Raw genomic sequence first — 20,823 nt, 5'->3', positions numbered from 1 at the left:
GAACTACGTGGGTTCTTTTAATTAAAGGGAAAGGTTTTTGGGCGCTTTCCCTGCCAATCAGGCGGGCTGCGGGCGCAGCACCGCCTATATTACATCAAATATTGCTGTCGATGAAAGAGGTCAGTTGACCTTTTGCCATGGCGCCGACTTTCTGCGCGGCTGGCACGCCATTCTTGAACAGGATCAGGGTCGGGATGCCGCGGATGCCGAACTTGCCCGGCACGGCCTGGTTGCTGTCCACGTCCAGCTTGGCGATGGTCAGCTTGCCGTCGTATTCCTTGGCCACTTCTTCCAGGATCGGCGCGATGCTCTTGCAAGGGCCGCACCATTCGGCCCAGAAGTCCACCAGCACAGGGCGGTCGGCCTTCAGCACGTCGGTGTCGAAGGAGGCATCGGTAATGTGTTTGATCAGGTCGCTCATGTTTTTCCTTGGTTGTTGGTTCGCCCGGGAATATCCCTTGCTGTTATCGCCCATCTGGCGACGAACTGCGCTAATTCAATACTGGGAAGTCAAGCGGGAATCAGGGCGGGAATGGCCCAAATAATAACCGATTTTTCCAGCCTGTGTACGCTGCTTGAAAGGCGAAAGTCGGGGTCAGGTCTGGCAATCCGCCAAAATGGCGGATTGCCAGACCTGACCCCGACTTTCATCCTGCACGGCGGGTGGCGGCCTGGGCCAAGAGCTCGGCCAGGGCGGCGGGGGTGGCGGGCTTGGCCAGCGTGCCGAGCAGGGCCAGGCCGTGGGCGCGCGCCAGCGTTTCGGCGGCCTGGCGGATGCCGGCGTCCATCCCGGACAAGAGGGCGACCGCGCCGCCGAAGTGGCTGTCGGCGGCCTTGCGCAGGAATTCTATGCCGTCCATCTCGGGCATCGACAGGTCGCACACCAGGAGGTCGGGGCGGTATTGCGGCAGCACCAGCAGGGCCTGGCGGGCGTCGCTTTCACTGCGTACATTGAGCTGGCCGAGCTCTTCGAGCATGTCGGACAACATGCTCAGCATGAAGGGGTCGTCGTCGACCAGCAGGATGCGCAGCGGCGTGGTGGGGGTCTCAGTCATCGTCGGCAAAGGTGGTGTTGGTCATGATGTGCTCGCTCACCGCATGCAGCAGCGGCCACAGGCGGTCCAGCACGGCGCGCGCGGTGCCCGCTTCGGCTTCGGGCGCCAGCTGTTCCAGCTGCAGGCACAGCTCGGCCATGCCAAGCGCGCCCACGGCGCGCGCGCTGCTCTTGATGCGGTGGCCCAGCTCGCGCACTTTCTGCAGCTCGCCGGCGGCCAGCGCGTTTTCCATTTCGGTAAAGCCGGCTTCGGTGGTCTGCAGGAACTTGAAGGCGAACTTGCGGATCTTGTGCGGCTGGTAGCCCAGGAGCTGGGCCAGCACCGACAGGTCGATGATGGCTGGGTCGCCAGCCAGCGTGGGACGGAAGGCGGCGCGCCCGGCGCCGCGCGGCAGGGCGGCCTCGCTGGCGGCGGCGCCGGCGTCGCGCTCGGGCAGCCAGCTGGCGATCTTCTGGTACATCAGGGCCGGCTGGATCGGCTTGGCAATGAAGTCGTCCATGCCGGCCTGCAGGCAGCGTTCGCGGTCGTCCTTGGTGGCGGTGGCGGTCATGGCCAGCACGCGGGTGGCGGCCAGGGCCGGGTCGGCGCGGATGCGGCGCGTCGCTTCCAGCCCGTCCATCAGCGGCATCTGCACGTCCATCAGCACGCAGTCGAAGGCGGCCTGGTGCAAGAGGTCGAGCGCTTCGGCGCCGTTGTTGGCCAGGCACACCGAGGAGCCGGCTTCTTCCAGCATCTCGAGCGCGATCTGCTGGTTGAAGGTGTTGTCCTCGACCAGCAGGATGCGCGCGTCCTTCAGCGCCTGCATGGCGGCCGTGCTGCGCGCGCTGTCGAGCAGGGCGGCGGCGGCGGCGTTGACTTCGTTGATCACGTCCGGCAGGCCGCGCGGCGAGACGCCCAGGCGGGCGGTGAACCAGAAGGTGGCGCCGGCGCCGGGCGCGCTGTGCACGCCCACTTCGCCGCCCATCAGCTGCGCCAGCTGCTTGCAGATGGCCAGCCCCAGGCCGGTGCCGCCGTATTCGCGCGTGATGGCGCTGTCGGCTTGCTGGAAGGCCTGGAACAGCTTGCCCTGCTCGGCGTCCGACAGGCCGATGCCGTGGTCGCGCACCTCGAAGCGCAGCAGGCAGGCCATGTCGTCGGCCAAGAGCTGCTTGACGCTGACTTCGATGCTGCCCTGCTCGGAAAACTTGATGGCGTTGTTGACGTAGTTGATCAGGACCTGGCCCAGGCGCAGCGGGTCGCCACGCAGCACCGGCGGCAGCGCCGGGTCGATGTCAAACGCCAGGCGCAGGCCGCGGCTGGCCGCCTTCGGCGCCACCACCGTGGTCAGGGTCTGGATCACGTGCTCGAGCGAGAAGTCGACGTCTTCGATTTCCAGCTTGCCTGCTTCGATCTTGGAGATGTCGAGGATGTCGTCGATGATGCGCAGCAGGTGCTCGCCGGCGAAGCGGATCTTTTCCAGGTAGTCGCGCTGGCGCGGCTCCAGTTCGGTCTTCAGCGCCAGGTAGGCCATGCCGATCACGCCGTTCATCGGGGTGCGGATCTCGTGGCTCATCTTGGCCAGGAACTGGCCTTTCGCGGCCGACGCTTCCTCGGCCTGCTGGCGCGCTTCGTCCAGCTGCGCGGTGCGCTGCGCCACCCGCTCTTCCAGGTGCTCGTTGAGTTCGCGCAGGGCGCGCTCGTTGGCCTTGCTGTCCGAGATGTCGATCGACATGCAGATCAGGTAGGCCGGCGCGCCGTGGGCGTCGTACACCGGCTTCTTGAAGGTGCGCAGCTGGCGCGTCTGGCCCAGGGCCGGGTTCCAGATGTTTTCCTCGAAGTCGATCAGGGCGCGCCCGGCAAACGCTTCCAGGTCGCGCGCGCGGAAGGCGGCCGCTTCTTCCGGCGCGTGGAACACGCTGTAGTCGCCGTTGTTCAATTCGTCGAAGGTGTAGCCGAACTGCTGCTCGCAGGCGCGGTTCATCAGCAGCATGCGGCTGTCCTTGTCCTTGATGAACAGGCCGATCGGCATCATCTGGATGATTTCCTGCAGCCGCTGCTCGCCCTGGCGCAGCGCGTCCTCGCTGCGCTTCCTGTAGGTGATGTCGGTCAGGCTGGCCACCAGCATGCTGCCCGGGCCGTGCTCGTCGCGCAGCGGCTCGACGTTGACCGACAGCCAGCAGGTGTCGCTGCCGGCGGCGGCCGGCACCCCCATCACCACGTCGCGCACCGGCTGGCCGCTGGAGAGCGCCTGCGCCACCGGGTGCTCGGGGGCGGAAAAGCGGCGGCCGTCCTCGTGCACGCCGTCCCACTGGCCGGCGCCGCGCGCGGCCGCGCGCCCCAGCATGCGGCTGGCGGCGGCATTGCATTCGACGATATTGCCGGCCGCGTCGAACACCAGCAGGCCGTTGGTGACGGCGTTGAACACCGAGGCCAGGCGCTGGTTGGAGTGGCGCAGCGCCAGCTCCGCCAGGCGCCGGTCGCTGATGTCGGTGACCATGGTCAGCGTGCCGGCGTAGCTGCCGTTGTCGGCGTTGACGGTGGTGGTCGAAAGCAGGGCCCACAGCGAAGAGCCGTCCTGGCGGTAGAAGCGCCCTTCGGCCGGTTCTGCCGGCGTGGCGGCGGCGCCGCCTGGCTGGCGCTGCGCCTGCAGGGCCGGGCAGTCGGGGTCCATGAAGTCGGCCATCGGGCGCCCCAGCATGTGCTCGACTTCGTAGCCCAGCATGCGCGCCATGGTGGGATTGACGAAGCTGGTCTGGTCGGCCGCGTCGCACATCCAGATGCCTTCGGCTGCGGTCTGCACGATCAGGCGGTAGCGCTCGGACGAGGCCTGCAGCGCTTCCTCGGCGCGCTGGCGCTGGGTCATGTCGCGCAGCGACACCACCACCAGGCCCTGGCCGGCCAGCTGGATCGGCGCCAGGTGCACCATGGCCGGGAAGTGGCTGCCGTCCAGGCGGCGCGCGGTCAGCACCCGGCCCGGCATGCGCGGGCGGGCAAACAGTTCGCGCGGGCGGCCCGGGGTGTCGCGCATCACGTCCGGGATCAGCAGTTCCATGCTGGCGCCGGCCAGCGTGCCGGCGTCGGCGGCAAACACCGCATCGGCCGCCTCGTTGGCCTGGCGCACCCGCCCGCCGCGGTCGGCCACCAGCAGGGCGCCGGGCAGGGCGTCCAGCATGGCGGCCATGCGCGCCAGTTCGGCCGCGCTGCGGTCGGAAATGTCGCCCAGGGTGCCGGACATGCGCAAGGGCCGGCCGGTGGCGTCGCGCGTCAGCACCATGCCGCGCGCCAGCACCCAGGTGTAGCTGCCGTCGCGGCAGGCCATGCGAAATTCCATGGTGAACGGGGTGCGCCCGACGTCCGGCTGGTCCAGCGCGCCAATCTCGCCGGCGATGCGGGCGCGGTCGTCGGGGTGCACCAGCTGCAGCCACTGCGCGACATTGGCCGGGCGCAGCGCGCCCGGCGCATAGCCGAGGATTTCGCAGTAGCGCGGCGACAGGTGCAGCGCCGGGCGCTGCGGCTGCCAGTCCCAGGAACCTTCGCCGGCGCCTTCCAGCGCAAAGCTGGCAATGCGCTCGGCGTCGCCGACCCGCACTTCGGCGCCGCGCAGGGCGCGCGACACGCGCAGCAGGCGCCACAGGGCGGCCCCGGCCAAGAGGGCCAGCGCCACTCCCAGCGCGTAGTGCCAGGCCGGGGTGGCGGGGGCCTCGTGGTAGAGGAAGCCGTCCAGCTTGAAGTCGGCCGGCAGCAGGCCGGCGCCGGCGTAGCTGGCGGCAATGCCCTGCCAGCGCAGCGGGTTGCTGTAGCCCAGTTCGATCAGGTGCTGTTCCAGCAGCGGCGCCAGCTGGGCCGCTTCCCACAGCAGCTCTTCGCGCGCCTTGCGCTCGGGATAGCGGGCGCGGATCAGGTCGACAATCTCGTTCGGGTGCTCGAGCGCATAGCGCCAGCCTTTCAGCGTCGCTTCGCGCAGGGCGCGCGCGCGTGCCGGGTGTTCGCGCAGCTCGCTCTCGGTGGTGTACAGGTTGTCGCCGTAGAAGTCGATGCCGGCGCTGCGCGGGTGCAGGATCTCATAGCGCAGGCCGGCGCGCTCGAGCGCGTAGGGCGCCGAGCTCAGGTAGGCGGAAATGGCGTCGACCCGGCCCTCCAGCAAGTCTTGCGTGCCGTGGCTGCCGGGCACGATGGTGAGCTGGGCCAGCGGCACCTGCGCGTGCTGCAGGTAGACCCGCAATTCCTCGGTGTCGGGGCCGAGCGCGACGCGGCTGCCGGGCCAGGGGCGGCGCCGGCCCTGCTGGTCCAGGCGCACGGCCAGCACCGTGGCCGAATGCTGGAACACAGAGGCCAGCAGCACCACCGGGGCGCCGGCGGCGCGCCGCAGCAGCAGCGAGGCATTGCCCACGCCATACTGGGCGCCGCCGTCGAGCACGCTTTGCAGCGGGTCTTGCCCGGGCTGGGCTTCGCGCAAGGTCACGTCCAGCCCGGCGTCGCGGTAATAGCCCTTGGCCTGGGCCGCGTAATAGCCGGCAAAGGCGAACTGGTGGCGCCATTTGAGCTGGACGGTGACGGCCTCGGCGGCGCTGGCGGCCGGCGCCAGCGGCAGGGCGGCCAGCGCCAGCAGCCCGGCGCACAGCGGGGCGGCGATGGCGCGCGCGCAGCGGCGGCGCGCGCGGGCGCGCACGCGGGCAAGGACAGGCGGGGCGGCTTTCTGGCTCGATGGCGACAAGGCTTCCCTTTCTGGCCAGCGCGGGGGCGCTGGCGTGCGGACAACTATAGCATTGCTCAGGCGGGGACGCTGCCGCCAAATTGGTAGCGATGGCCAGGATGCCACATGGTGGCCAGCGAGGCCACGCGGCCGGCCGACTGGGTCTGGCGCTTGAGCACCAGGCAGGGCTGGCGCCCATCCATCGCCAGCATCTCGGCGATTTCGCGCGGCGGCACCAGCGCTTCTATGCTGTAAGTGGCCGCCTGCAGCGGCGCCGCCCGCATCAGGTATTCATTGGGCGTGGTGTGGCTGAAGTCCTGCGTCATGTAGTCGGGGGCGCAAAGCGGGTTGACCCAGCGGTCTTCCACCTGGATCGGCACGCCGTTTTCAAAGTGCACGATGACGGAATGATACAGCTCTTGGCCCGGCGGCAAGTCGAAGGCCTTGCCCAGCAAGTCGCCGGCCTTGCCTCGCTCGAGCAGCTGCAAGGCGCTGCGGTGGGCGTGGCCGCGCGCCCTGACCTCGTCGGCAATGCTCTTGATTTCCAGCAGGGTGGCCTGGACTTTTTGCGGCGCGACATAGGTGCCGGCGCCCTGGCGCCGGGTCAGCACGCCTTCCGCGGTCAGTTCGCGCACGGCGCGGTTGACGGTCATGCGCGAGACGCCGAACTGCTTGACCAGGGCTTGCTCGGAAGGGATGACGGCGCCTTCCTTCCAGGCGCCGGCGGCAATTTGCGCCAGCAGGAAGTCCTTGATGCGTTGAAAGATGGGGGTGTCGTGTTGTTGGTGTTCTTCCAAGCCGTCCTCCGGATGAGTGCGCCGATTGTAGCATTCGGGAATTCAATAGCAAGCGGCGGAGTGCCGCCGGCCGGACGGCTGCCTAGCATGGTGGCATACTACCGACTGGAGCTTGCGATGAACCCGATGAAGCCGATTTCCCGTTTCCTGACCGACAAGGAGCGCTGGGCCGCCGTGCAGGCGCGCGACAGCGCGGCCGACGGCCAGTTCTACTATTCCGTGCGCACCACCGGCGTGTTCTGCCACCCTTCCTGCGGCGCCCGGCCGGCCCTGCGCGAGAACGTGGCCTTCCATGCCTCCATCGCGGCGGCCGAGGCGGCCGGTTTCCGCCCCTGCAAGCGCTGCAAGCCGGACCAGCCGCCGCTGGCCGAGCGCCACGCGGCCATGGTGGCCGAGGTGTGCCGCCTGATCGATGCGTCGGAAGTGGCGCCCGACCTTGGCGCGCTGGCTGCTGCCGGCGGCATGAGCCGCTTCCACTTCCACCGCGTGTTCAAGGCCCAGACCGGACTGACGCCGAAAGCCTATGCCGTGGCGGCGCGCGCGCGGCGCATGCAGCAGGGGCTGGCCGACCAGGCTTCCGTGACCGATGCCATCTACGCCGCCGGCTTCAATTCCAGCGGGCGCTTCTACGCCGCTACGCCAGGTGCGCTGGGCATGACGCCGTCGGCCTGGCGCGCGGGCGGGCGCGGGGCGGTGATCCGCTTTGCCATCGCCCAGTGCTCGCTGGGGGCGATCCTGGTGGCCAGCACCGAACGGGGCATCTGCTGCATCCTGCTGGGCGACGATCCGCAGGCGCTGGCGCACGACCTGCAGGACCGCTTCCCGCAGGCCGAGTTGCGCGGCGCGGAGGCAGATTACGAGCAGGTGGTGGCGCGTGTGATTGCCTTCGTCGAGGCGCCGCAGATCGGGCTCGACCTGCCGCTTGATGTGCGTGGCACGGCCTTCCAGCAGCGCGTCTGGCAAGCCTTGCGCGAAATTCCGGCCGGCGCGACGGTCAGCTATGCCGAACTGGCCGAGCGCGTGGGCGCGCCGAACGGGGCGCGGGCGGTGGCGGGCGCTTGCGCGGCCAACGCGATTGCGGTGGCGATTCCCTGCCACCGGGTGGTGCGCAACGATGGTTCGATCTCGGGCTATCGCTGGGGCGTGGAGCGCAAGGCGGCCTTGCTGGAACGCGAGGCGGAGGCGGCCACCGAGGCTGCGGCATGATGGGCGACCTGTTTGCGCCGCCGCTGGCTGCGGCGGCCGGGGCGAGCGCGGCTTTCGATTGGCCGCGTATTGCCGGCGACCTGGATGAATTCGGCTGTGCGCTGGTGCGGGGTGTCTTGTCGCCTGGCGAGTGTGCGGGGCTGGTGGCGGGCTATTGCCGGCCGGAGCTCTATCGCAGCCGGGTCGTCATGCAGCGGCATGGGTTTGGCAAGGGGGAATACCAGTATTTCCGTTATCCCTTGCCTGATCTGGTCGCCGAGTTGCGCTCGTCCATGTATCCGCCGCTGGCATCCATCGCCAATCGCTGGTATGCGGCGATGGGGCTGGAACCGCGCTTTCCTGCTGAACATGCGGACTTCGTCGCGCGCTGCCATGCGGCGGGGCAGCGCCGGCCGACGCCCTTGCTGCTGCAGTACGGTGCGGGCGATTACAACTGCCTGCACCAGGATTTGTATGGCGAGCATGTGTTTCCGCTTCAGGCGGCCTTCCTGCTGTCGCAGCCGGGCCGGGATTTTCAGGGCGGTGAGTTCGTGCTCACCGAACAGCGCCCGCGCATGCAGTCGCGCGTGGAGGTGGTGCCCTTGCAGCAGGGCGATTGCGTGATCTTTCCGGTCTTTCATCGGCCGGTGGCGGGCGCGCGCGGCATCTATCGCGTCAACATGCGCCATGGCATCAGCCGCCTGCGCAGCGGCCATCGCCATACGCTCGGGATCATTTTCCATGATGCTGAGTGAGGACATCCGGAACGGATTCGCGATTTGGGGGCTAAAACAAATTGTCTGAAACCGTGTCTGAAACTGTCTGAAACCGTTCTGAAATTGTCTGAACTTGGGTTTCTCTCGCTTGTCAAAGACGTACTTGAATAAGCGGGGGGACATCATGGGCCGTAAACTTGTTTCTGTTCAAATCTCGAGTGAACTGTTCCTCGAACTGGCGAACTATCTCCAGGAGTTCGGTGACGAGCGCGATCCGGCCGGAGTAGTCGAGGGCGCTCTGGCTTCCTGGCTTGCGGTCGCTCGCGGCGAAACGAGCGCTGGCGATGGCCCAGCGCCAGGTTTCCAATGGAAGCAGCTGTTTCTGCCTGAAGGCACGGAACTGAAAATGCAATACCGTGGTCACTATGCATTTGCCAAGGTTGTCGGCGATGCGGTGTTATGCGATGGCAGGTCCATGAGTCCGAACCAATTTGCAGCCGAAGTGGCGGGCACGGCCCGCAACGCCTGGCGCGACCTATGGTTGCGTTTGCCGGGCCAGCGCTACTGGAAAAATGCGGCCTTTATTCGTAGTGAGCAACTGCGGGGCCCGGCCCGGAACCGGTCGCGGCATTCCGGCCTCACGATGCGGTTGCCGCCCCAGCCGTCATGGCGCAAAGCCTGCGCAATGCCCTCGCCTTGATCGAGAAGGCAGCCAGCCGCCGCCAAGGCAAGTTGGAACGGCGGACTGACATCCTGCCTGACGATTAGGCATTTCAGACAATTTCAGAACGGTTTCAGACAGTTTCAGACACGGTTTCAGACAATTTGTTTTGACCCCTGCATCGAAAACCCTTTCCGAATGCGCTCAAGGCAGTTCGCCAGAGGAATGCGGATCGATCGAATACGGGTAATGCTCGTCGAGGAAACCCGGCTGCGCCCGCACGCGCTCTATCCAGGCGCAAACATGGGGAAACTGACGCAAAGGCAGGCCCGCTTCTTCGGCCCGGTGGGTATAGGCAAACAGCGAAATATCCGCAATGGTATAGGTGTCGCCAGTGATGAAAGGCCGCAGCGCCAGCTCGCGCTCAAGGATTTGCAGTGCGCGCAAGCCACCCGCTCGCCGCATCTCGACCAGCGCGGCAGGCCGGCGCGCCAGCTTGCCCGTCATGGTCCAATGGCGCAGGGAAGCGATACTCAGCACGTAGTCCTGTTCAAACGACATCCACTGCTGCACCTTGGCCGCCGTAAAAGCATCGGCAGGCAGGTAACGCGTGCCGGAAGCCAGATAGGTGAGGATGGCATTCGACTCCGCTAGCACCCGTCCATCATCGAGGCGCAAAGCCGGCACCGCACCGGTCGGATTAACTGCAAGGTAGGAAGGATCCTGCCCGGCTCCTTCAAAGATGCTGACCATCTCGGTACGGTAAGGCAAGCCAAGATGCGACAGCAGCAAGCGGACTTTGTAAGCGTTTTGTGAAGGCAGGTAATCGTAAAGCGTCAGCATGGCGGAACTCCAACAGGAAAAGCCACATTGGACCAGCAGCCAGCTCCCGCCACATCCCGAATCTTGCTCTTTAATGCAAGCGAGTCTGCGGGTACACTCTGCTACGGAAAAAATCTTGCTTTCAAATTCGAAAGGACATGCCCATGCACTTCCGCCGCACCCTGCTGACCGCCGCGCTGGCCGCCGCCACAAGCGCCAACGCCGGCACCATGATCGAGAATGCCAACGGCTACACGCTCAACGCAAAAGGCAAGCTGCTGCGGTTCCAGGCGCTGGCCTTCGACGACAGCGGCAAGCTGGTGGCAGTCGGCAGCGCGCGCGAAGTAGCAGCGCGGGCCAAGGGTTTCAAGCGCATCGACGTGCAGGGAAAGACCGTGCTGCCAGGCCTGATCGACGCCCATGGCCACGTTTTCGGCCTGGGTGAAGTCGCCACCAGCGTCGACTTGTACAGCCCGGCCTCGCTGCAGGCGGCGCAAGCCTCGGTCGCCACGTTCGCGCAAGCCAACCCGCAGCGCAAATGGGTGATCGGCAAGGGCTGGAACCAGGAAACCTGGAAACTGGGCCGTTTCCCGAACGTGGCCGAACTCGATGCCGTGGTGAGCGACCGCCCGGCCGCCATGGAGCGCGTCGACGGCCACGCCATGTGGGTCAACAGCAAAGCGCTGGAAGCGGCCGGCATTACGAAAGACACGAAAGATCCCGAAGGCGGCAAGATCGAACGCGATGCCAGCGGCAACGCCACCGGCATCCTGGTCGACACGGCGATGGAATTCGTCTACAAGGTGCTGCCGAAACCAAGCGAGGCCGAAGCGCGCGCCATGCTCGATGGCGCGCTGGGCATCCTCTCCAGCGTCGGCCTGACCAGCGTGCACGATGCCGGCATCGACGCGGGCGCCGACCGCCTGTTCCGCGAGTACGCCGACCAGGGCAAGCTGACCACCCGCGTGTACGCCATGATCGGCGACGTGGGCCCCGACTTCGAGCAATTGTCGAAGAACGGCCCGCTGCCTTCATACGCCGACGGCCATTACGCGCTGGCAGCCGTCAAGCTGTATTCGGACGGTGCGCTGGGCAGCCGCGGCGCAGCCCTGGTCCACCCCTACAGCGACGCACCTTACACGCGCGGCCTGCTGTTCAACAGCGACGCCGCCATCCGCGCCAAGATGGAAAAGGCCATGAAGGCCGGCTACCAGGTCAATGTGCACGCCATCGGCGACGCTGGCAACAAGCAGATCCTCGACAGCTTCGCGCAACTGGGCAAGCAGTACCCGCTGGCGGCCAAACGGCACCGCATCGAGCACGCGCAGGTGGTGCAGCCGGCCGACATCCCGCGCTTCAAGCAGCTGGCCATCGTGCCGTCGATGCAGCCGACCCATGCCACCTCCGACCAGAACATGGCGGAGCAGCGCGTCGGCCCTGAGCGCATCAAGGGCGCCTATGCCTGGCGCACCTTCCTCAAGCAGGGCAGCCGCATTGCCTGCGGTTCCGATTTCCCGATCGAGTCGCCCAATCCGCTGCAAGGCATCCACGCTGCCGTCACGCGCCAGGACATGCAAGGCATGCCGAACGGCGGCTGGCACAAGGAGCAAGCCATGACGCTGACCGAAGCCTTGCGCTGCTTCACGCTGGACGCGGCCTGGGCGGCGCACCAGGAGCAGTCGGTCGGTTCGCTGGAGCGAGGCAAGTGGGCCGACTTCATCGTCACCGACCGCGACCTGTTCCAGGTGCCGGCCGAAGAAATCGGCAAGATCGGCGTGCTGCAAACCTGGGTCGGCGGCAAGCAGGTGTTCCGCAAGTAAGCGCGCCGGCCGCGCTCAGCTCGTGCGGACGTAGTCGGCGAGCCTGGCGATCCAGAACAGCAGCACAAGCAATACCAGCAGCACCTTGTTGAACGACAGGCCGGTGTACCAGCGTTGGCGCGGCTGCCAGGCATCGCGCGCGGCGGCCGGCCTGGCCTTGGCTGTTGCGGGCGCGGCTGCGGGCGGCGCATTGCGGCAGTAGTCCGTCCACCACCGGACGGCAGCGGCGTTGAATTCGTAGTCGGCCAGGAACGGGGTTTTCGCCAGGTGCCGCAATACTTCCTGCATGCCCTCCACGTGGCTGCGGTGGCGGGCAAACGTGGTGAAGCGCGCCTCGTCGACCGGACCGGACACCAGCAGCAAGGCCCGCACCATCGGGTCTTCCTGCGACCACTGGTCGAACTGGCGCCGCCATTTGCGCGCGACGTAGCGATTGAGCAGGCGCTGGATGGCCGCCTGGTCCGGCAAGTCCTCGCCCCCGCGCGAAGTCCAGGCCAGGGCGCCGGAGAAGGCCGGCACCAGCTGCCAGCGCTGTTCGAAATCTTCTTCCAGCGCGCGCACGATGGCCGTTTCCAGACCCGCGCGGAAGGCGCCGTTGCCCCAGCCCGGCTGCCGGTAGCGGCGCGCCAGTTCGGCCCCGCGCTGCTCCGCCGGCAAGTGCTCCAGCGCCTGGCACAGCATGGCCGCTGCCGCCTCCGGCGCCGGCGGCTGGGGGCCGGGGCGCAGTTGCGGGCGCGCGGTGGCATACGATTGGGGACGCGGGCCGGGCAGCCAGCGCTGGCTGTGCTGCTGCGCCAGCGCGGCCTCGCTCTCGGGCTCCAGGTCGAGCACCAGCGGCTGCGCCAGCGGCGCGTCCAGCGGCAGTTCGGGCAGGGCCGGCAGGCTGGAGAACGGCGGGCGGGCCGCTGCCGGCGGCTGGCGCCGCGGCCGCGGCGGCGGCAGGGGCGGCACCAGTGGCACTGGGGCCGCGCCGATGCTATCGAATGCCAGCAGTGCCGGAAAATCGCCGGCCGCCGGCGCCTGCTCCTGCGGCGTGGCCAGCGCCTGCTCGTACGCTTCGCGCAAGGACTGGAAGCCGGCCAGGTCTTGCTCCGGGTCGATCTGCTTGAGGCGGGCCGCGTAAGCCAGCTTGATGGCGCGCGTGTCGCTGGTCGGCGCAATGCCGAGGGTGTGCCAGATGGTCATGGTGAGCTTGCCTTATACCGGCCAGCCATTGCGGCGGGCATGGGCTTGGACTTCGACCGTCCAGAAACGCTCCGGCAGCACGGTCACGATGCCGGGATAAGCGTCGTGGATCAGCAGCGGCACCAGGCCGCTTTGCAGGTAGCCGCCAGGCAGGTGCTTGCGGTCGAAAAAGATGGTGGTCAGGCGCAAGTCCGAGCTTGACAGGCGCAAGGGCAGCGGCAGGCCGAAGCTGCGCGTCCTCTCGTGCATCAGGTGGTCGGACAGGAAGGCCAGCCGGTGGTCCAGCGGGCGCGTGCCCTTGTAGTCGTAAATAGTGCTGGCAATCGGCCCCAGCTCTGCGCCGGTCGGGATGCCGCGCAGGTCGTACAGCACCTCGCCCGGGCAGTTGGCGTCGCCTTCCCGCCACATCAGGCTGTTGGCCTGGGTGATCTGGCCCCATACCAGGCGGCCGCCGAGGAACAGGGCGCCGACGTTCTGGAACCACAGCTCGATGCTGTCGCCGTCGACCCAGGACGGGCGCTCCGGCACCAGGTAGTCGGGATCGCTGCTGCGCGCCAGGTCGATGCGGCGCTGCACATGCTCCATATCGTCCTGCAGGCGCGGCGCGCGCGAGGCGGCGGCCATGCGCCCCAGCTCTTTGACCGTGGCGCGGAACTGGGCCCCGCTGCATGGCCCGAACAGGCGGTCCAGCAGCATGTGCAGCGGGAAGTAGACCTCGCTCTTGTTGAGCAGTCCGGCCAGCGCCAGGCGCGGCTGGCCGACGGCGTCGACCGCGATCGCGTGGGCCTGCTGCAACTGCCGCGCCGTGAACCAATCGATGCGCGCGCCCGACTCCTGCGCCACCACGGTGCCGATGTAGAACGCCAGCACATGCAGAAAATTGCGGTTGGCCGGATGCGCCAGGAATTGCGCTTCGCTGACCTCCAGCCTGGGCTGCAGTTGCTCCAGCAGGTTGTCGATGCGCAGCAGGCTGGCGGCCGACAGGTCCAGCCCGAGCTGGTACAGCGCCTTGCGATAGGCAATGCCGTGTTCGAAGGGGTAGCGTTCCACCAGCGCGTCGAGGTGGCGGCTGGCCAGCGCATTGCTGTCGGCGGCCGGGTCGTCGGCGCGCAGCGCAGGGCAGAGGGCATCGACCGCGCGCCGGGTCGCTTCGAACGCTTCCAGCGACGGCGCTGCCAGACGGTCGTATTCGCGCGCCTGCTCCCATGCGCGGCCGTGGGGGCTCTTGCGCAGGGCGCGCGTAAAGCGCGGCAGCAGGTCGTCGGCCAGTTGACGCAGGCCTGGCGGGCAGCGCTGCAGCTGGATCATGCCCGGAATGCAGCGCCGCTGGGGGTTGGTGGTATAGGGCAGGGCCAGCACCAGGCCGTGCAGCAGCCCGCTGGCGGCGCCGAATTCCACGAACAGGGCGCGCTCGGACGGGCAATCGTCGAAGCGCGCATTCATCTCGAACAGCAGCACCTGGCTGGTGGCGCCGGCGCCGTGCAGCTGGGCGCGCACTTCGGCCAGCGCCCCGCGCGGCTGCGTGCTGCGCGCCTGGCCAACGTGGTCGCGCTGGTATAGCGTGAAGGGCACGGGCTGGCCGGCCAGGATCAGCTGGTAGGCCTGCGCCGCAGCTTCACCCGCCAGGTCGATCAAAGGGAAGTCGGGGTGGTCGAGAAGCATGGCGCCGGGCGAGAATTGTAAACGTGAAAGAAAAGTAGTGTACTTACTAACTATTGACTCTGCAAGCCGCTAAAAATCAGTTGACTGGCTTGTATATACAACTTAGAGTGGCGCCATCAACCATTCAAGGAGCCGCCATGCCTACCAGCCTTGCCAACGATCCCCGCTACGACGCCACCCGCGACATCCGCGCCCCGCGCGGCCCGGAAATGACTTGCAAAACCTGGGGCGCGGAAGCGGCCTACCGCATGCTGCAGAACAACCTGGACAAGGAAGTGGCGGAGAACCCGCAACACCTGGTGGTGTACGGCGGCATCGGCCGCGCGGCCCGCAACTGGGCGTGCTTCGACCAGATCCTCGCTTCCCTGAAAAAGCTGGAAGCCAATGAAACCCTCTTGATCCAGTCCGGCAAGCCGGTCGGCGTGTTCCAGACCCACGAAGACGCGCCGCGCGTGCTGCTGGCCAATTCCAACCTGGTGCCGAAATGGGCCAACTGGGAGCATTTCAACGAGCTCGACCGCCAGGGCCTGTTCATGTACGGCCAGATGACGGCCGGTTCCTGGATCTATATCGGCACCCAGGGCATCGTGCAGGGCACCTACGAAACCTTCGCCGAAGCGGGCCGCCAGCACTTCGGCGGCGACCTGAAAGGGCGCTGGGTGCTGACCGCCGGCCTGGGCGGCATGGGCGGCGCGCAGCCGCTGGCCGCCACCTTTGCCGGCGCCGTCTCGCTCAACATCGAATGCCAGCAGTCCTCCATCGATTTCCGCCTGCGCACCCGCTACCTGGACAAGCAGGCCGCCAGCATCGATGCAGCGATCGAGATGATCAAGCAGCACCAGGCCAACGGCGACGCCATTTCCATCGGCCTCTTGGGCAACGCGGCCGACGTGCTGCCGGAACTGGTGCGCCGCGCCAAGGCCGGCGGCCTGGTGCCGGACCTGGTGACCGACCAGACTTCGGCCCACGACCTGGTCAACGGCTACCTGCCGCAAGGCTGGAGCGTCGCGCAGTGGAAGGCGGCTCAGGCCGACGCGGCGCAGCATGCGCGCCTGGTCGACGCGGCAGCCGCTTCCTGCGCCGTGCACGTGCAGGCCATGCTGGACTTCCAGGCGCTGGGCGCCAAGGTGGTCGACTACGGCAACAACATCCGCCAGGTGGCGCTGGACAAGGGCGTCAGGAACGCCTTCGACTTCCCCGGCTTCGTGCCGGCCTACATCCGCCCGCAGTTCTGCGAAGGGCGCGGCCCGTTCCGCTGGGTGGCCCTGTCCGGCGATCCGGAAGACATCTACAAGACCGACGCCAAGATCAAGGAACTGTTCCCGCACCACGCCAACGTGCACCGCTGGCTGGACATGGCGCGCGAACGCATCGCCTTCCAGGGCCTGCCGGCGCGCATCTGCTGGCTGGGCCTGGGCGAGCGCCACATCGCCGGCCTGGCTTTCAATGAAATGGTGAAGAACGGCGAACTGAAGGCGCCGATCGTGATCGGCCGCGACCACCTCGACACCGGCTCGGTCGCCTCGCCCAACCGCGAAACCGAAGGCATGCGCGACGGCACCGATGCCGTGTCCGACTGGCCGCTCTTGAACGCCATGCTCAACACCGCCGGCGGCGCCACCTGGGTCTCGCTGCACCACGGCGGCGGCGTCGGCATGGGCTACTCGCAGCACTCCGGCGTGGTGATCGTGGCCGACGGCACGGAAGCCGCCGCCAAGCGCCTGGGCCGCGTGCTGGTCAACGACTGCGGCTCGGGCGTGATGCGCCACGCCGACGCCGGCTACGAGTCCGCCATCGCATGCGCCAAGCGTAATAAACTGAACCTGCCGATGATCAAGTAAGACCGGTAAGGCACCTTGCCACGCGACCGCCGCGTATCGGGTGTCTGACCCTGCGGGTCAGACACCGGTTTACCGGTTGAAGAGCAAACGAACACGAGACACAAAACCATGACCCACCTGACCCTGAATCCCGGCAAACTGACCCTGTCCGACCTGCGCACCGTCTGGAGCGCCCCCACCCCGATCACCCTGGCAAAAGAAGCCTACAGCGCCATCGACGCCTCCTGCAAAGCCGTGCAGGACATCGTCGCGAAAGGCGACGCCGCCTACGGCATCAACACCGGCTTCGGCCTGCTGGCGAAAACCCGCATTCCCGATGACAAGCTGGAACAGCTGCAGCGCAACCTGATCCTGTCGCACTCGGTCGGCACCGGCGAGCTGATGTCCGACGAAGTGGTGCGCCTCTTGATGCTGACCAAGATCAGCAGCCTGTCGCGCGGCTTCTCCGGCATCCGCCCGATCGTGATCGACACCCTGATCGCCCTGTACAACAAGGGCATCATGCCCGCCATCCCGGCCAAGGGTTCGGTCGGCGCCTCCGGCGACCTGGCCCCGCTGTCGCACATGACCCTGGCCATCCTCGGCGTGGGCGAAGTGCGCGTGAAGGGCGAGCTGGTGCAGGCGGCCGACGCCTTGAAAGCCGCCGGCATCGCCCCCGTGGTCTTGGCCGCGAAAGAAGGCCTGGCCCTGATCAACGGCACCCAGGCCTCCACCGCCCTGTGCCTGCACGGCCTGTTCATGGCCGAACGCCTGCTCGAAGCGGGCATGGTGACCGGCTCCATGTCGCTGGACGCCGCCAAGGGTTCCGACTCCCCGTTCGACGCCCGCATCCACGAAGTGCGCGGCCAGCCGGGCCAGATCGCCGCCGCCGGCATCTACCGCGAACTGGTCTCCGGCAGCGCCATCCGCGCCTCGCACCTGGTGGGCGACGAGCGCGTGCAGGACCCGTACTGCCTGCGCTGCCAGCCGCAAGTGATGGGCGCCTGCTGGGACCTGATCGCCAACGCCGGCCGCACCCTCCTGATCGAAGCCAATGCCGTCACCGACAACCCGCTGATTTTCCAGAACGACGACGGCCCGGTAGTGGTCTCGGGCGGCAACTTCCACGCCGAACCGGTGGCCTTCGCCGCCGACACGCTGGCGCTGGCCATCGCCGAAATCGGCTCGATTTCCGAGCGCCGCGTCTCGCTGCTGATCGACGCCACCCTGTCCGGCCTGCCGCCGTTCCTGGTGCGCGACCCGGGCGTGAACTCGGGCTTCATGATCGCCCACGTGACCGCCGCCGCGCTGGCGTCGGAAAACAAGTCGATCGCGCATCCGGCCTCGGTCGACACCATCCCGACTTCCGCCAACCAGGAAGACCACGTGTCGATGGCCACCTACGGCGCGCGCCGCCTGCACGATATGGCGCACAATACCGCGACCATCCTCGGCATCGAGCTGCTGGCGGCGGCGCAGGGCATCGACTTCCACCGTCCGCTGAAAACCTCGGCGCAACTGGAACATGTACATGCCCAGCTGCGTTCCAAGGTACCATTCTTCGACGCCGACCGCTTCTTCGCGCCGGACATCGAGGCAGCCAAGCAGATGGTGGTGAACGGCGACCTGAGCGCAACTTGCAAGAGTCTGTTCAGCGCCCTGCATCCGTAAGGAGGTTCCATGGATTACCGCTTCCAAGCAGGCAGTATTCCCTTGCTGGTGTCGATGCCCCACGTGGGCACCGACATCCCTGACGATATCGCCGCGGCGATGACGCCAGCGGCGAGCGGCAAGGCCGACACCGACTGGCACCTGGTGCAGCTGTACGACTTCCTGGGCGCGCTGGGCGCGTCCACCCTGTCGGCGCGCTGGTCGCGCTATGTGATCGACCTGAACCGCCCGCCGGAAAACACCAACCTGTATCCCGGCCAGGACACCACCGGCCTGTGCCCGGTCGACACCTTCCACCGCGAGCCGCTCTACCTGGAAGGCCAGCAGCCCTCGCAGGCCGAGGTCGAGCGCCGCCTGGCCGCCTACTGGCAGCCCTACCACACCCAGTTGCGCGCGGAGCTGGAGCGCCTGCTGGCGATGCACGGCAAGGTGGTGCTGTGGGACGCCCACTCGATCGCTTCCGTGGTGCCGCGCTTCTTCGAAGGCAAGCTGCCGGACCTGAATTTCGGCAGCGCCGACGGCGCCAGCTGCGATGCCGCCCTGACCGAGGCCATCGCCGGCGTGGCGCGCCGCGACGAGCGCTACACCGTGGCTGTCAACGGCCGCTTCAAGGGCGGCCACATCACGCGCTTTTACGGCAAGCCGGAGCAGGGCGTGCACGCGATCCAGCTCGAGATGTGCCAGTCCACCTATATGGACGAAGCAGCGCCGTTCGGCTACCGCGCCGACCGTGCTGCCGAGATCGAGCCGCTGCTGCGCCGGCTGGTGCAAACCGCCGCGGACTGGGTGCGCGGGGTGCGCCCATGAAAGCCCTGTTCGCGCACCACGCGCTGCTGGCCGACGGCTGGCGCAAGAACGTCCTGCTGCAGTGGGACGAGCGCGGCAATTTCACCGCCGTGCAGCCCGACGCCGTGGCGGCGCCCGGCATCCCGGGCGCGCGCCTGGTCATGCCGGGCATGGTCAACCTGCACTCGCACGCCTTCCAGCGAGCGCTGGGCGGCCTGACCGAAGTCGCGGGCGATGCGCAGGACAGCTTCTGGACCTGGCGCGACCTGATGTACCGCTTCGCGCGCAACATCACGCCGGAGCAGATGGAGGCCATCGCCGCCCAGCTGTACTCCGAATGCCTGCGCCACGGCTATACCTCGATGTGCGAATTCCACTACGTGCAGCGCGCGCCGGACGGCAGCCTGTACCCGCAGGCGTCGGAAACGGCGCAGCGCGTGATTGCCGCCGCGCGCCAGGCCGGCATCGGCATCACCATGCTGCCGGTGCTGTATTCGTATGCCGGCTTCGGCGAACAGCCCCTGAAGCCGGAGCAGGCGCGCTTCCGCACCGATGCGCGCGACGTGCTGAAGATCATCGGCGAGCTGGAGCCGCTGCGCGACGCGCAGGTGGAAGTGGGCGTGGCGCCGCATTCGCTGCGCGCCGCCTCGGTGGCGCAGATCCGCGAAGTGCTGGACCACCTGCCGAAGGCGCGCCCGGTGCACATCCACATCGCCGAGCAGCAGGGCGAGGTGCAGCAGTCGCTGGACTACACGGGCAAGCGCCCGGTGCAGTACCTGGTCGACAACCTGGCGGTCGACGCGCGCTGGTGCCTGGTGCACGCCACCCACCTGAGCGACGACGAAGTGACGGCCATCGCGCAAAGCGGCGCCGTGGCGGGCCTGTGCCCGACCACGGAAGCCAACCTGGGCGACGGCCTGTTCCCGCTTGAAAGCTTCCTGGCGCAGGGTGGCCGTTTCGGCGTCGGCAGCGACAGCCACGTCTCGCAAAGCGCGGTGGAAGAACTGCGCTGGCTCGAATACGGCCAGCGCCTGGCGCAGCAGCGCCGCAATATCGCGGTGTCCGGAAGCGAGCGCCGCGTCGGCGACTTCCTGTGGCAAGCTGCCTTGCGCGGCGGGGCCCAGGCGGCGGGCCGCCCGGTGGGCGCGCTCTCGGCCGGCAAGCGTGCCGACCTGATAGTGTTGGACGACGACCACCCGAATCTTGACGGAATCGACGCCGCCGACATTCTGGGATGCTTGGTTTTCAGCGGAAATGATAATCTTGTCAGGGATGTGATGGTTGGCGGCCACTGGGTGGTGCGCAACCGGGAGCACGTGGCGCAACCGGCCATCACCACGCGCTTCAAAAAGACGCTGGCCGAATTGCGCGAGCTACGAGCATGACTCAAATCATCCAGTATGCAAGCCTGCACGCCACGCCCTGGAAAAACGGCGGCGGCAGCACCACGGAACTGTGCGTGATGCCGCCGGGCGCCGGCTTCGACGAGTTCGAATGGCGCCTGTCGCTGGCCACCATCGCGCAGAGCGGACCGTTCTCCATGTTTCCCGGCATCGACCGCACCCTGACCCTGGTCGAGGGCGGCGGCGTGGTGCTGGACGTGGGCAACGAGCGGCGCGTGGCGCTGTCCGAGCGCGAGCCGGTGATCGCCTTCCCGGGCGAGAACGCCGTCACTGCCACCGTGGAAGGCGCGCCGACCACCGATTTCAACGTCATGACGCGGCGCTCGATCTGCAACCACCAGCTGGAACGGCGCACCATCCGCGACTTCTCCACGCTGGAGCGGCGCAGCCCGACCACCGTGGTGTTCCTGGCCGAAGGAGAGAGCCTGAACCTGGCCAGCACCAGCGAGCGCATCTCGCTGGTGCGCTATGATGCGGTGGTGCTGGACAAGGATGACGTGTGGACGCTGGAGGCGGGCCACGCCACCGTGTTCATTGTCGATATTTTCCCGAACGAAGAGTAAAAACA

General features: G+C 67.5%; 16 protein-coding genes. 9 read left to right on the top strand and 7 right to left on the bottom strand.

Annotated features, from left to right (window positions below; all coding sequences use genetic code 11):
• Positions 1 to 94 precede the first annotated feature (94 nt).
• From trxA to hutC, 4 genes are all read right to left on the bottom strand, one after another.
• Positions 95 to 421: a thioredoxin TrxA gene (trxA, locus tag ACN9MW_RS28430; protein ID WP_426165230.1), complete on the bottom strand. Its 327-nt coding sequence runs from the start codon at positions 419 to 421 to the stop codon at positions 95 to 97.
• A gap of 226 nt (positions 422 to 647) precedes the next feature.
• Positions 648 to 1,055, bottom strand: a complete 408-nt coding sequence (locus tag ACN9MW_RS28425; protein ID WP_426165228.1) for a response regulator — start codon at positions 1,053 to 1,055, stop codon at positions 648 to 650.
• Complete coding sequence (locus ACN9MW_RS28420) at positions 1,048 to 5,748, bottom strand: PAS domain S-box protein (RefSeq protein ID WP_426165226.1); 4,701 nt, start codon at positions 5,746 to 5,748, stop codon at positions 1,048 to 1,050. Before ACN9MW_RS28420 ends, ACN9MW_RS28425 begins: the two co-directional genes overlap by 8 nt.
• A gap of 56 nt (positions 5,749 to 5,804) precedes the next feature.
• Positions 5,805 to 6,524: a histidine utilization repressor gene (gene hutC, locus ACN9MW_RS28415; RefSeq protein WP_426165224.1), complete on the bottom strand. Its 720-nt coding sequence runs from the start codon at positions 6,522 to 6,524 to the stop codon at positions 5,805 to 5,807.
• Positions 6,525 to 6,641: 117 nt separating this feature from the next.
• On the opposite strand from hutC, the gene ada reads away from it, so the two are divergent.
• From ada to ACN9MW_RS28400, 3 genes are all read left to right on the top strand, one after another.
• Positions 6,642 to 7,730 (top strand): bifunctional DNA-binding transcriptional regulator/O6-methylguanine-DNA methyltransferase Ada, encoded by a 1,089-nt coding sequence (gene ada / locus ACN9MW_RS28410; protein WP_426165222.1) that lies wholly within the window; start codon positions 6,642 to 6,644, stop codon positions 7,728 to 7,730.
• A complete protein-coding gene (locus ACN9MW_RS28405) occupies positions 7,727 to 8,464 on the top strand; it encodes a 2OG-Fe(II) oxygenase (RefSeq protein ID WP_426165220.1) in 738 nt (245 codons plus the stop codon). Before ada ends, ACN9MW_RS28405 begins: the two co-directional genes overlap by 4 nt.
• 145 nt (positions 8,465 to 8,609) lie before the next feature.
• The gene (locus ACN9MW_RS28400) at positions 8,610 to 9,125 is read left to right on the top strand and encodes a hypothetical protein (protein ID WP_426165218.1); all 516 of its coding nucleotides are present in this window, start codon (positions 8,610 to 8,612) and stop codon (positions 9,123 to 9,125) included.
• 165 nt (positions 9,126 to 9,290) lie between these two features.
• Here ACN9MW_RS28400 and ACN9MW_RS28395 read toward each other — a convergent pair whose 3' ends face one another.
• Positions 9,291 to 9,929, bottom strand: coding sequence for a glutathione S-transferase family protein (locus ACN9MW_RS28395; RefSeq protein WP_426165216.1), 639 nt, complete (start codon positions 9,927 to 9,929; stop codon positions 9,291 to 9,293).
• 137 nt (positions 9,930 to 10,066) lie between these two features.
• Between ACN9MW_RS28395 and ACN9MW_RS28390 the strand changes: the two genes are divergently transcribed.
• Entirely contained in the window at positions 10,067 to 11,728 is a 1,662-nt protein-coding gene (locus ACN9MW_RS28390; protein ID WP_426165214.1) for an amidohydrolase, read from the top strand.
• A 15-nt stretch (positions 11,729 to 11,743) separates the two neighbouring features.
• On the opposite strand, the gene ACN9MW_RS28385 is transcribed toward ACN9MW_RS28390, so the two are convergent.
• Together ACN9MW_RS28385 and ACN9MW_RS28380 are read right to left on the bottom strand one after the other, a co-directional pair.
• The gene (locus tag ACN9MW_RS28385) at positions 11,744 to 12,913 is read right to left on the bottom strand and encodes a hypothetical protein (protein ID WP_426165212.1); all 1,170 of its coding nucleotides are present in this window, start codon (positions 12,911 to 12,913) and stop codon (positions 11,744 to 11,746) included.
• A 12-nt stretch (positions 12,914 to 12,925) separates the two neighbouring features.
• The gene (locus tag ACN9MW_RS28380) at positions 12,926 to 14,575 is read right to left on the bottom strand and encodes a hypothetical protein (RefSeq protein WP_426165210.1); all 1,650 of its coding nucleotides are present in this window, start codon (positions 14,573 to 14,575) and stop codon (positions 12,926 to 12,928) included.
• A 137-nt stretch (positions 14,576 to 14,712) separates the two neighbouring features.
• Here ACN9MW_RS28380 and hutU point away from each other — a divergent pair, with 137 nt between their 5' ends.
• The 5 genes from hutU to ACN9MW_RS28355 all read left to right on the top strand — a co-directional run bounded on the left by hutU (position 14,713) and on the right by ACN9MW_RS28355 (position 20,818).
• On the top strand, positions 14,713 to 16,416 hold the full coding sequence (hutU, locus tag ACN9MW_RS28375) for a urocanate hydratase (RefSeq protein ID WP_426165208.1): 1,704 nt from the start codon (positions 14,713 to 14,715) through the stop codon (positions 16,414 to 16,416).
• Positions 16,417 to 16,524: 108 nt separating this feature from the next.
• The gene (gene hutH / locus ACN9MW_RS28370) at positions 16,525 to 18,066 is read left to right on the top strand and encodes a histidine ammonia-lyase (RefSeq protein ID WP_426165206.1); all 1,542 of its coding nucleotides are present in this window, start codon (positions 16,525 to 16,527) and stop codon (positions 18,064 to 18,066) included.
• Positions 18,067 to 18,075: 9 nt separating this feature from the next.
• Positions 18,076 to 18,873, top strand: a complete 798-nt coding sequence (gene hutG, locus ACN9MW_RS28365) for an N-formylglutamate deformylase (RefSeq protein WP_426165204.1) — start codon at positions 18,076 to 18,078, stop codon at positions 18,871 to 18,873.
• Complete coding sequence (locus ACN9MW_RS28360; protein ID WP_426165202.1) at positions 18,870 to 20,237, top strand: formimidoylglutamate deiminase; 1,368 nt, start codon at positions 18,870 to 18,872, stop codon at positions 20,235 to 20,237. Before hutG ends, ACN9MW_RS28360 begins: the two co-directional genes overlap by 4 nt.
• Positions 20,234 to 20,818, top strand: coding sequence for a HutD/Ves family protein (locus tag ACN9MW_RS28355; protein WP_426165200.1), 585 nt, complete (start codon positions 20,234 to 20,236; stop codon positions 20,816 to 20,818). The genes ACN9MW_RS28360 and ACN9MW_RS28355 overlap by 4 nt, the downstream gene beginning before the upstream one ends.
• The last annotated feature ends 5 nt before the right edge of the window (positions 20,819 to 20,823 follow it).

Source organism: Pseudoduganella sp. R-34, assembly GCF_049904655.1.
Classification (GTDB): domain Bacteria; phylum Pseudomonadota; class Gammaproteobacteria; order Burkholderiales; family Burkholderiaceae_D; genus Rugamonas.
This window is presented reverse-complemented; position numbering and strand designations above follow the sequence as displayed.